The following is an 11,765-nucleotide window of genomic DNA, read 5'->3' on the forward strand; positions in this document are numbered from 1 at the left end:
GCGCGCGGTCGGCGACGAGTGCACGGAGTGCGGCCTGGTCGACCTTGCCGGCGGGCGTGCGGGGAGGGTCGACGACGACGACCTGCTCGACCGCCGAGGTGGGCAGTCCCGAGGCCGTCGCGGCGGCGGTGGCGAGGGCCTGCGAGCGCTCGCGGGTGACCACGACCAACCGGTCGGGCTCCCCGACGCACCAGGCGTCGAACCCGCCGTCCGCCAGGGTCGATTCCACCCGACCCAGGTCGATCCGGTGCCCGAAGATCTTGGTCTCGCGCCCCATCCGCCCGACGATCTCCACGAGGCCGTCGTCGGCGATGCGGGCGAGGTCCCCGGTCCGCAGCTCGTCGAGCTCGGACCCGCGGGCGAGGTCGGCCGAGGTGCGGGCGTACCCCATCATCACGTTGGGGCCGCGGTACACCAGCTCACCGGGGGCGTGCGGATCGGTTCCCCGCGGACGGTCGACGCGGAAGGAGCCGCCGGGGATCGCGATCCCGATGGCCCCCGCACGGGTCCGCGCGAGGCGAGGGGGGAGGTACGCCATACGCGCGGTCGCCTCGGTCTGGCCGTACATCACGACCAGTTCTGCCCCGCGTGCTTCCAGGTGCGCGGCCAGGCGACGCACCGCCTCCGGCGCGAGGCGCCCGCCCGCCTGGGTGAGGTAGCGCAGGCGGGTGAGGCGGTCCAGCCGGTCGAGACCGACGCGCTCGAGGAGTTCGACCGTGTGCGGGACGGCGGCGAACGTCGTCACCTGCCCGGCCTCCGCCCGGTCCCAGAACGCCGGTGCGGAGACGGAGTCGGAGTTGAGCACCACGGACGCGCCGGCCAGCAGGTGACTGTGCAGGACGGACAGGCCGTAGCAGTAGTGCGGCGGCAGGGTGGTGATCGCCCGGTCCCCCGGCACGATGCCCAGGTAGTCCACGATCGACCGCGCGTTGGCCAGCACCGCCCGCCGGGACTGCCGGACGAGCTTGGGTGCGCCCGTGGACCCGGAGGTGCTCAGGAGCAGTGCGAGGTCGGGATGCAGGTCGTGCCGCGGCGGCGCCGTGAGCACCCCGGCCGGGAGGGGTCGGCCGTCCCCCGCGACAACGTCGGGGTGCCATGCCGCGAGGAGGTTGTCGGTGGCCGCGCCGTCCGGCGGCAGGAGGACCACGACGTGGCCGGCGGAGTGGGCGGCGAGATAGTCCACGAGGAACTCGATGGTGTTCGTCGCCACCAGGCCGATCAGGCGACGACCGGTCGTCACGGGCGGGTACTCGGCGGCGCGCTCGGCGCTCATCCGGGAGAGCGCGGAGTAGGTGTACTCCGCCTCGTCGGTCACCACGGCGACCGCGGTGCCGCGCCCGGCGGACTCGTCGAACAGGCCGGGCGGAGCCTGCCCCTGATGCGTACGTGCGACGGTCACGCGCCGAACTATATTAGGTGAGGCTTCGCTATGAAAGTCGGGCGGATCCGGTCATCAGCCGTCGCGGCGGCCCGTCTCCCGGTGGTGACGGGGCCGCCACACGACCACCGACGTCGAGCGGGGCACGTGGACGAGTTCACCGCCCGCCCGGGCGGAGGACCCGGAACGGCGACGGAGTTCGGCGACCTCCTCGATCAGTTCTGACACGCGGCTGCGCAAGGCGTCGACCTGATTGGTCAGCTCGATGATCCGCTTGATGCCGGCGAGGTTGACGCCCTCCTCCTGGCTGAGGCGCTGGACCTCGCGGAGCAGTGCCACGTCCCGCAGCGAGTAGCGTCGCCCACCGCCGCTGGTGCGCTCGGGGGTGACGATCCCGAGACGGTCGTAGGTTCGCAGGGTCTGGGCGTGCAGCCCGGACAATTCGGCGGCCACTGAGATCACCAGGACGCTGTCGTCGGGCCCCAGCTCCCCGACGTCCCGCCGGGGGCTCATGCCGACCCGGCCCAGCCCGACCGCGGATCGAAGCCGGCGGCGCGCAACGCGTCGTCATAGGCGGCGAGCTCGGCTTCGGCCATCCCGGCGGGGGGCGTGGCCACCCGGAGGGTGACCTTGAGGTCACCGGTTCCGGACTTGCGTGCGATACCCCGGCCGCGCACCCGCAGGATCTGTCCGTCGCGGGAGCCGGCGGGGATCTTGACGGTCACCCGCCCGGTGAGCGTGGGTACCGACACCTGGGCGCCGCGGACCAACTCCGGGTAGGACACCGGCAGGTCGACGAGCAGGTCGGCCCCGTCGCGGTCGAACACCTGGTCCTTCTGGACGGTGACCGTCACGTACAGGTCGCCCGACGGTGCCCCGCGGAAGCCCGCCTCACCCTGCCCCGAGAGCCGGATGCGCTGGCCGTCGGAGACGCCGGCCGGGACCTTGACGTTGATGGTGCGGGTGCGGTCCGTGACGCCGCTGCCCGCGCACTCGGTGCACGGGTCGTCGATCTTGGACCCGGTGCCGCCGCAGTCGGTGCAGGGCTCGGCGAAGCCGAAGGCCCCCTGGGTGCGCTGGGTGACGCCCGCACCGTGGCAGGTGCCGCACACCTTGGGGCTGGTCCCCGGCTTCGCGCCACTGCCGTGGCAGATCAGACACGGCGAGGCGGAGGAGAGTTTGATCTGGACCGTCTCGCCGAGGGCGGCCTCACGGAAGGACAGGGTCAGGGCGGTCTCGACGTCCTGGCCGCCCCGCGGGCGCTGTGCCCGGCCGCGGCCGGCCCCGCCGCCACCCGGGCGGGCCTGGTTGAACAGGCCGCCGAAGAGGTCCGAGAATCCCCCGGTGCCGCCGGCGGGCCCGCCGCCACCGAAGAGGTCGTTGATGTCGAAGTCACCGCCGGAGGCGGTGTACCGGCCCCCGCCGCCCGGGGCGAAGCCGCTGAACCCGCCGGAGGTGACCTGGTCGCGGAAGGCGTCGTACTCCTTGCGCCGGGCGGGATCGCCGATGACGTCGTTGGCCTCGCTGATCCGCTTGAACTTGTCCTCCGCGGCCGCGTTGCCCGGGTTGGAGTCCGGGTGGTTCTCCCGCGCGAGCTTGCGGTAGGCCTTGCGGATCTCGTCCTGGGTGGCGGACTTGGAGACGCCCAGTTCGGCGTAGTAGTCCTTCTCGACCCATTCGCGCTGACTCACCAGACGCCTCCCTTCTTCTTGTTGCAGTTCTTCTTCTTATTGCAGTGTTCGGGTCTACGAATTCTCTCAGTTCCCCGGCACATCCGGGGTGATGAGCCGGTGGGCTCAGCGGACGCTGACCATCGCCGTCCGCAGGGTCCGCTCACCGTGGCGGTAGCCCTTGCGCAGGACCGTCCCCAGCACGGGCTCGGATCCCTCGGATTCGTCCTGCACGGCCTCGTGGAGGGCCGGGTCGAACGGATCGCCCTCGTTGCCGAAGGACTCGACACCCTGGGATGCCAGTAGCGCGCGGACCTTGTCGGCGAAGACCTTGAGCGGCCCCTCGGCGAGGTCGCCGTGCGCCTCGGCCCGGTCGAGGTCGTCGACGATACCCAGCAGCTCGGTGAGGACCGAGCCCTTGGCGGTGTCGATGATCGATTGGCGGTCACGTTCGACGCGGCGCCGGTAGTTGGCGAACTCCGCCGACACCCGCTGCAGGTCCGCGGTCCGCTCGTCGAGCTGCGCCTGCAGCGCGGCGGCCGGATCGTCCGCGGGAACGTCCCCGGTCGGGGCGCCCCCCGCGTCAGCGGCATCGGCTGCGGTGCCGTCGGCATCGCTGTCGGTCAACGGCGGGGCGTCGTCGACGATCTCGGCCTCGACCGCCTCGGCGGCCTGCTCGGCCTCGTCGTCAGCGCCGGCCCACGCCGCCTTCTCGGAGGCGTCGGTCTGCTCGGGGCGGGTCACTTGGACTCACCCTTCGACTCGTCCTCGTCGACCACCTCGGCATCGACCACGTCGTCGTCGGCCGAGCCCGCACCCGACGCGTCGCCGGCCTCGGCACCCTCGGCCGCGGAGGCCTCGTAGATGGCCTGGCCGACGGCCTGCGCCTCGGTGTTGACCTTCTCGACCGCGGACTTGATGGCGTCGACGTCCGAGCCCTCGAGGGCGGTCTTGGCGTCGGCGATCGCGGCCTGGAGCGACTCCTTCTTGTCGGCCGGGATCTTGTCCTCGTTCTCCGAGACGAACTTCTCCGTCTGGTAGATCGTGGACTCGGCCTGGTTGCGGGCGTCCGCCTCCTCGCGACGCTTGTGGTCCTCGGCGGCGTGCTCCTCGGCGTCCTTGATCATCTGGTCGATCTCCTCCTTGGACAGGCCGGAGCCGTCCTGGATGATGATCGTGTTCTCCTTGCCGGTGCCCTTGTCCTTGGCGGTCACGTGGACGATGCCGTTGGCGTCGATGTCAAAGGTGACCTCGATCTGCGGCACGCCACGCGGCGCGGGGGCGATACCGGCGAGCTCGAACGAACCGAGCAGCTTGTTCTGCGCCGCCATCTCGCGCTCGCCCTGGAAGACCTGGATCTGCACGGACGGCTGGTTGTCGTCGGCGGTCGTGAAGGTCTCCGAACGCTTGGTCGGGATCGTGGTGTTGCGCTCGATGAGCTTGGTCATCACGCCACCCTTGGTCTCGATGCCCAGCGACAGCGGGGTCACGTCGAGCAGCAGGACGTCCTTGACCTCACCGCGGAGCACGCCGGCCTGCAGCGCGGCACCCACGGCCACGACCTCGTCCGGGTTGACGCCCTTGTTGGGCTCCTTGCCGCCGGTGAGCTCCTTGACCAGGTCGGTCACGGCGGGCATACGGGTCGAACCGCCGACCAGCACGACGTGGTCGATGGAGCCGACCGAGATGCCGGCGTCCTTGATCACGGCCTGGAACGGGTTGCGGCAGCGATCGAGCAGGTCCTGCGTGATCTTCTGGAACTCGGCGCGCGAGAGCGTCTCGTCCAGGAAGAGCGGGTTCTTGTCCGCGTCGACGGTGATGTACGGGAGGTTGATCGAGGTGGACTGCCCGCTGGACAGCTCGATCTTGGCCTTCTCGGCCGCCTCGCGCAGGCGCTGCAGGGCCATCTTGTCCTTGGTCAGGTCGATGCCGTTCTGCGCCTTGAACTTGTCGACGAGCCAGTTGACGATCCGCTGGTCCCAGTCGTCGCCACCGAGGTGGTTGTCGCCCGAGGTCGCACGGACCTCCACGACGCCGTCGCCGATGTCGAGCAGGGAGACGTCGAAGGTGCCGCCACCGAGGTCGAAGACCAGGATGGTCTGCTCCTTGTCGCCCTTGTCGAGGCCGTAGGCCAGGGCTGCCGCGGTGGGCTCGTTGACGATGCGCAGGACGTTGAGTCCCGCGATCTGACCGGCGTCCTTGGTGGCCTGACGCTGGGCGTCATTGAAGTAGGCCGGAACGGTGATGACGGCGTCGGTGACGTCCTCACCGAGGTAGGACTCGGCGTCGCGCTTGAGCTTCTGCAGCGTGCGGGCGCTGATCTCCTGCGGGGTGTAGGTCTTGCCGTCGATCGAGTCCGACTTCCAGTCCGTGCCGATGTGGCGCTTGACCGAGCGGATGGTGCGGTCGACGTTGGTGACCGCCTGGTTCTTCGCCGGCTGACCGACGAGGACCTCGCCGTTCTTGGCGAACGCGACGACCGACGGGGTCGTGCGCGCGCCCTCGGCGTTGGCGATGACCGTGGCGTCGCCGCCCTCGAGGACCGCGACGGCCGAGTTGGTGGTGCCGAGGTCGATGCCTACTGCACGTCCCATGATGTTCTCCTTCTACTGACGTGTACGGGTTCTCTCTAAGCGGACCCGGCTCAAGGCTCGGATCGATGGCTCCACCCTGCCTGCCGGTGGCCTGCCGCGTCAACCCGAGTTGAGCCTGGCTCGCTGAGGTTTGTCGCCCCGTATAACCCCCACTCTGTCGAATCCATTCCGGCGGTGGCGCAGCTCACACCATTGATTGAGCCCGCCGGGCTCAACAACGGGAAGAGCGCCCCGGCCGCCGCCTCTCGGCGGTGCGGCTCGGAGCGCTCTTCGTATGGGAAGGGGAAGGTGCGGGAAGGAGAAGGAGGTACGACGACGACGAGGTCCGCCGTCACCCGGATCAGATCAGATGACACCCTGCGCGAGCATGGCGTCGGCGACCTTGCGGAACGCGGCGATGTTCGCCCCGGCCACCAGGTCACCCGGGGCGCCGTACTCCTCGGCGGTCGCCGCCGCGGTGGCGTGGATGGAGGTCATGATGCGGTCGAGCTCGGAGTCCACCCGCTCGAAGTCCCACAGCAGCCGACCGGCGTTCTGCCGCATCTCGAGACCGCTGGTGGCCACGCCGCCGGCGTTGGCGGCCTTGGCGGGCCCGAAGAGGATGCCGGCCCGGTGGATGACCTCCACCGCCTGCTCCGTGCACGGCATGTTGGCGCCCTCGGCGATCACGCGGCACCCGTTCTTGGCGAGCGTGCGCGCCTCCTCGGCGTCGAGCTCGTTCTGGGTGGCACAGGGCAGCGCGATGTCGCACTCCACGTCCCACACGGAACCGGTCTCCAGGTAGGTGCAGTTGCCCCGCTCCCGGGCGTAGGCCGACAGCCGTTCGCGGCGGACCTCCTTGACGTCCAGGAGCAGGTCCAGGTCGAGACCGTCCTCGTCGTGGACGTAGCCCTGACTGTCCGAGCAGGCCACGACGGTCGCGCCGAGCTGGGCCGCCTTCTTGGCCGCGTAGATCGCGACGTTGCCGGAGCCGGAGACGACCACCCGGGAGCCCTCGAGGCTGTACTCGGTGTCGCGGAGCATCTCGCGGACGAAGTAGACGAGCCCGTAGCCGGTCGCCTCGGTGCGCGCCCACGAGCCGCCGTAGCCGACGCCTTTGCCCGTGATGACGCCCGCCTCGTTGCGGCCGGTCACCTTCCGGTACTGGCCGTACAGGTACCCGATCTCGCGCCCGCCCACGCCGATGTCACCGGCCGGGACGTCGAGGTCGGCACCGATGTGGTGCGCGAGTTCGGACATGAAGGACTGGCAGAAGCGCATCACTTCCGCGTCGCTGCGGCCGTGCGGGTCGAAGTCCGAACCGCCCTTGCCGCCGCCCAGGCCGAGACCGGTGAGGGCGTTCTTGAAGACCTGCTCGAACCCGAGGAACTTCAACGTGTCCTCGTCCACGGACTTGTGGAAGCGCAATCCGCCCTTATACGGGCCGAGATCGGAGCTGAACTGCACACGGAAGCCCCGGTTGACCTGGACCGCGCCGGCGTCGTCGACCCACGGCACCCGGAAGGACACCACGCGCTCGGGCTCGATGATCCGCTTGAGGATCCCGCCCTCGACATATTCCGGGTGCTGCTTGACCACGGGTGCGAGCGACTCCAGCACCTCGTGCACGGCCTGCCGGAAGAGGTGCTGTCCGGGATTGCGTCGCACCACGGTGTCAAGGGCGTCGTGAAGTGCGGCGTCAGCGTCGGACATGGGACCTCCGGGTAATAAGTCTTTGGTGATGACGCGTACGTCGTTGCCGAAGAGGCAGCCTAGCGGTAGGGCCCGCGATTCTCCGACTCAGCGTCGTCACATCAATCGACAATCGAATCCCACTAATCACACGTGTCACACTGGACTCACTAATCACATCTCCGTAATCTGAGCCGCGACAACCCGAGCCACTGCCGGTCGACGCGCCGTCGCCCAGCCGTGCATTCCGGAAGGCCATCATGCGTATCACCTCGAAGTTCGCCGCCGTCGCCGCCGCCGCGGCACTGGTGGTCACCGCGACCCCTGCCGGCGCGGCCCCCTCCCCCACACCCGGTAACCCGGCTCCGTCCGCCTCCCGACCCGCCGTCGCACAGCCCCTGCCGGCGTTGGCCGATGCCCTCGGTCCGGAGCTGACCTCACTCGTCGAGGCACTGCGACGTGATCTCGGGCTCACTCCCGAGCAGTTCCTCGCCCAGGCCGGCATCGGGGAACGTCTGGCCGAGGCCCGTCCCCGGTGGGAGCAGCAGTTCCGTCAGTCGTTCGGCGGCGTCTGGCTGGACGAGGAGGGCACCGGCCTGGTCGGCGTGGTGGCCGGCGCCGCCGGAGACGAGCTGCGCGACGAGGCCACCCGGTCTGGGTTCACGGTCAAGGATGTGGCGCTGACCACGATTGAACTCGAGGCGCGCGAGCGTCAGGTCATCAAGATCATCGAGGGCACCCCCGAGGACATGCAGGACCTCGTCACCGACGTCCGCGTCGATCCCACCCGCAACGCGGTCGTCGTCACGACCCGCGGCGGCGAGGCCGCGCAGCTCGGCAACCTCGACGCCCGACTGCGGGACCTCGCCGAGATCGACATGATCGAGGCCCCTGACCCGGCGTTCGACACGGCCCCGTTCGGCAGCGAGGGGGGCACCGGGTCCGACGGCGAGCCAACCGTCGACGGCATCGTGCCGGCCACCACCCGCGCGGACGACCCGGACGGGACCGGCGCGGCGCCCGGTAGCGGCGGCGACTCCGGCTCGCTCGGCAGCCTGGCCCTGCTCAATGACGCCGGCCTCGTCCCCGAGGGCCCCATGCGCACGGTCATCGACCTCCTCGCCGGCCTGACCCCCGGCACCGGGTCGATCATCGACGGGATGATGGCCCAGACCATGGTCGACCCCGGCACCCCCGTGCCCGAGGACCAGCCGCGGGCCATCGAATCGGTCCCCGCTCCGGCGGGGCCCGTCACGGGCGGTACCGGGTACCAGGTGGGCGTCCCGGGAGGAATCCTCGAGTGCTCGACCGGGTTCAACGGTGAACTGGACGGCAAGCCCGTCGTCATCACCGCCGCGCACTGTGCCGGCGCCGACGGCACCCGCGCGGCCCTCGCCGACGGCGAGGAGTTCGGCACCATGACCCGCAGCGAGCGGGAGGGCATCGACACCGCCCTCATCGCGGTCGACGACGACGTGGCGGACCGGTTCCGCACCAACCTGGTGGGAGACGGGCCGGACAGCACCCAGGGGATCATCGGCACCGCGGACCCGGTCGTCGGCCAGAAGGCCTGCAAGACGGGGTTCCGGACCGGCTTCTCCTGCGGCACGATCTCGCAGGTCGGCACGACAATCGACGTGGCGGGCACGCGCACCATCTCGAACGCCTTCACCGTGGACCTGTGCGCCCTGCCCGGCGACAGCGGCGGCGTCGTCTTCTCCGGCGACCGGGCCCTGGGTATCTCGAGCGCGTCCAACGTCGCGGACTCCGTCACCTGCGCCGACGCCGATGCCGTGGCCCGGACGGCCGGGTTCACCCCGCGCCTGTCGGCCGTCCCGATCGCCGACGTCCTCGCCGCACACCCCGGGCTGACGCTCCGGACCAACTGATCCTCCCCTTCCACGCGGGCCCCGCCTGCGAGTGGAGTCTGCTCCGGTAAGGGCAGCCTCAACTCGGCAGACGGGGCCCGCGTGGCTTACCTTTGACCTCGACACAGTCGACGGGCGCCCACAGGGTCCTATGAGTGCTCGTGCGTCGAGAAGTGCGACGAAAGGCCGCGAACCATGTCAGGCGTGACCATCACACTCGGGACGATCGGCGTCCTGCTCAGTCTGTTCTGCTGGGCATCCTTCATAGGCGGCGTCACCCGCATGGTGCGCAGCCTGTTCCTGGGACAGAAGGACGGATTCGACCGGCTGCGGCCGATCCTGCCCCGATTGAAGAACGTCATCGTCGAGGTGGGCGCCCACACCCGGATGGCCCGCAAACGTTCGGTGGGCTTCTTCCACTGGTTCGTCATGGTGGGCTTCCTGCTCGGCTCGATCGTCTGGTTCGAGGCCTACATCCAGACGTTCAACCCCCGCGGCGGCTGGCCCTGGCTGTCCGACCAGGTCTGGTGGCACGCGATTGACGAGTTCCTGGGCCTGGGCACCGTCATCGGCATCACTGTCCTGATCATCATCCGCCAGGTCAACCAGCGGAAGGGCCTCAACCGCTTCGAGGGCTCCGACCGTAAGGCCGCGTACTTCGTCGAGATCGTCGTGCTCCTCGAGGGCCTCGGCATGGTCTTCGTCAAGGCCGGCAAGCTCGCCCTGCAGGCCGAGGAGGGCCACCACTTCCACTGGGCCACCGACTGGGTCTCCGGTCCGCTCTCGACCCTCCTGCCCGCCAACGAGCTCATGGTCTCGATCTTCGCGCTGATCAAGCTGCTCTCGGGCATGGTCTGGCTGTACGTGGTGGGCCGCAACATCACCTGGGGCGTCGCCTGGCACCGCTTCGCGGCGTTCTTCAACATCTACTTCAAGCGTGAGGCCGACGGCCGCACCGCGCTCGGCCCGCTCAAGCCGATGACCATGGACGGCGTCCCGCTGACCATGGAGAAGGTCGAGGAGCTCACCGAGGCCGACGAGGACTTCGAGCCCAAGCTCGGCGCGGGCGCCATCGAGGACTTCTCGTGGAAGGGCTGGCTGGACTTCTCCACCTGCACCGAGTGCGGCCGCTGCCAGGAGCAGTGCCCCGCCTGGAACACCGGCAAGCCGCTGAGCCCCAAGCTCATGATCATGTCCCTGCGCGACCACGGTGCCGCGAAGGCGCCGTACCTGCTCGCCGGTGGGCAGACCACGATGGGCGAGGAGACCGGACTGGTCGACGCCGAGGGCAACCCCGACGAGGCCAAGCTCGCCAAGATCCCGGAGGCGGCCCGCCTCGAGGCCCAGCGCCCCCTCGTCGGTCACACCACCGCGGACCTCTCCGACGACCCGATGGCCGCCGGCATCATCGACCCCGAGGCCCTGTGGTCCTGCACCACGTGTGGCGCCTGCGTCGAGCAGTGCCCGGTGGACATCGAGCACGTCGACCACTTCATCGACATGCGCCGCTACCAGGTCCTCATCGAGTCCGAGTTCCCGACCGAGCTCGCGGGCCTGTTCAAGAACCTCGAGAACAAGGGCAACCCCTGGGGCCAGAACAACTCCGGTCGCGACGAGTGGATGAACTCCCTCGACTTCGAGATCCCCGTGATCGGCAAGGACATCGAGGACTTCGCCGACACCGAGTACCTGTTCTGGGTGGGCTGTGCCGGCGCCTTCGAGGACCGCGCCAAGAAGACCACCCAGGCCGTGGCCTCGCTGCTGCACACCGCCGGTGTGAAGTTCGCGGTGCTGGGCCAGGGCGAGACCTGTACCGGCGACTCGGCCCGCCGCGCGGGCAACGAGTTTCTGTTCCAGATGCTCGCCCAGCAGAACATCGAGGTCATGAACGACGCGTTCGACGGCGTGCCCGCCGCGCAGCGCAAGGTCGTCGTGACGTGTGCCCACTGCCTCAACGCGCTGAAGAACGAGTACGGCGACTTCGGCGGCGACTACCAGGTGGTCCACCACACGCAGCTGCTCAACCGTCTGGTGCGCGAGAAGCGCCTCGTGCCGGTGGCCCCGATCGACGGTGGCGTCACCTACCACGACCCGTGTTACCTCGGCCGCCACAACCAGGTCTACGAGGCCCCGCGTGAGCTCATGGACGGCTCGGGCGTGACCCTCACGGAGATGCCCCGTCACGGCCAGCGGTCCATGTGCTGTGGCGCCGGTGGCGCGCGCATGTGGATGGAGGAGACGGTCGGCAAGCGGATCAACATCGACCGTGTCGACGAGGCCCTGTCGACCAAGGCCACGAAGATCGCCACGGGCTGCCCGTTCTGTCGCGTGATGCTCTCGGACGGGGCCACCGCCCAGACCGACGGCACCGAGCAGGAGGGCCAGGTCGAGGTCGTGGACGTCGCCCAGCTGCTCCTGGAGTCCGTCTCCCGTGACGGCGGCCTGCCCGAGCCTCGCGAGGCCGCGTGGCTGGAGCAGCCCACGCGTGAGAAGACGAAGGCGGAGAAGGAGGCCGAGCAGGCCGAGCGCGACGCCGCCGAGGCGGAGTCCGCCACGGCCGCCGCCCCCGCTGCCCCGGCCGAGG

Annotated in this window: 8 protein-coding genes; 2 read left to right on the plus strand and 6 right to left on the minus strand. The window is 69.9% G+C overall.

Going from position 1 to position 11,765, the window contains the following annotated elements; all coding sequences use genetic code 11:
* The 6 genes from G6024_RS03740 to gdhA form a co-directional block, all read right to left on the minus strand.
* The coding region (locus tag G6024_RS03740; RefSeq protein WP_200841547.1) for an AMP-binding protein at nt 1-1,399 on the minus strand (1,399 nt) is incomplete at its 3' end.
* A 54-nt stretch (nt 1,400-1,453) separates the two neighbouring features.
* Complete coding sequence (locus tag G6024_RS03745) at nt 1,454-1,891, minus strand: heat shock protein transcriptional repressor HspR (RefSeq protein ID WP_096906703.1); 438 nt, start codon at nt 1,889-1,891, stop codon at nt 1,454-1,456.
* Nucleotides 1,888-3,069, minus strand: a complete 1,182-nt coding sequence (gene dnaJ, locus G6024_RS03750) for a molecular chaperone DnaJ (protein WP_096906702.1) — start codon at nt 3,067-3,069, stop codon at nt 1,888-1,890. The genes G6024_RS03745 and dnaJ overlap by 4 nt, the downstream gene beginning before the upstream one ends.
* A gap of 105 nt (nt 3,070-3,174) precedes the next feature.
* Entirely contained in the window at nt 3,175-3,792 is a 618-nt protein-coding gene (gene grpE / locus G6024_RS03755) for a nucleotide exchange factor GrpE (RefSeq protein WP_096906701.1), read from the minus strand.
* The gene (gene dnaK, locus G6024_RS03760; protein ID WP_069388613.1) at nt 3,789-5,642 is read right to left on the minus strand and encodes a molecular chaperone DnaK; all 1,854 of its coding nucleotides are present in this window, start codon (nt 5,640-5,642) and stop codon (nt 3,789-3,791) included. Before dnaK ends, grpE begins: the two co-directional genes overlap by 4 nt.
* Nucleotides 5,643-5,987: 345 nt before the next feature.
* A complete protein-coding gene (gene gdhA, locus G6024_RS03765; RefSeq protein ID WP_069388614.1) occupies nt 5,988-7,334 on the minus strand; it encodes an NADP-specific glutamate dehydrogenase in 1,347 nt (448 codons plus the stop codon).
* Nucleotides 7,335-7,573: 239 nt separating this feature from the next.
* Here gdhA and G6024_RS03770 point away from each other — a divergent pair, with 239 nt between their 5' ends.
* Entirely contained in the window at nt 7,574-9,202 is a 1,629-nt protein-coding gene (locus G6024_RS03770) for a S1 family peptidase (RefSeq protein ID WP_096906700.1), read from the plus strand.
* Between the two features lie 174 nt (nt 9,203-9,376).
* Nucleotides 9,377-11,765, plus strand: a 2,389-nt coding sequence (locus tag G6024_RS03775; protein ID WP_159148080.1) for a (Fe-S)-binding protein, incomplete at its 3' end; no start/stop codon positions are given.

The sequence above is a fragment of the Dietzia maris genome (assembly GCF_014144855.1).
GTDB lineage: Bacteria > Actinomycetota > Actinomycetes > Mycobacteriales > Mycobacteriaceae > Dietzia > Dietzia kunjamensis.

Bases quoted from the DNA above. Each gene is read 5' to 3' on its own strand.
- gdhA (WP_069388614.1), bottom strand. From the start codon at position 7,334: ATGTCCGACGCTGACGCCGCACTTCACGACGCCCTTGACACCGTGGTG.
- dnaK (WP_069388613.1), bottom strand. From the start codon at position 5,642: ATGGGACGTGCAGTAGGCATCGACCTCGGCACCACCAACTCGGCCGTC.
- G6024_RS03770 (WP_096906700.1), top strand. From the start codon at position 7,574: ATGCGTATCACCTCGAAGTTCGCCGCCGTCGCCGCCGCCGCGGCACTG.
- G6024_RS03745 (WP_096906703.1), bottom strand. From the start codon at position 1,891: ATGAGCCCCCGGCGGGACGTCGGGGAGCTGGGGCCCGACGACAGCGTC.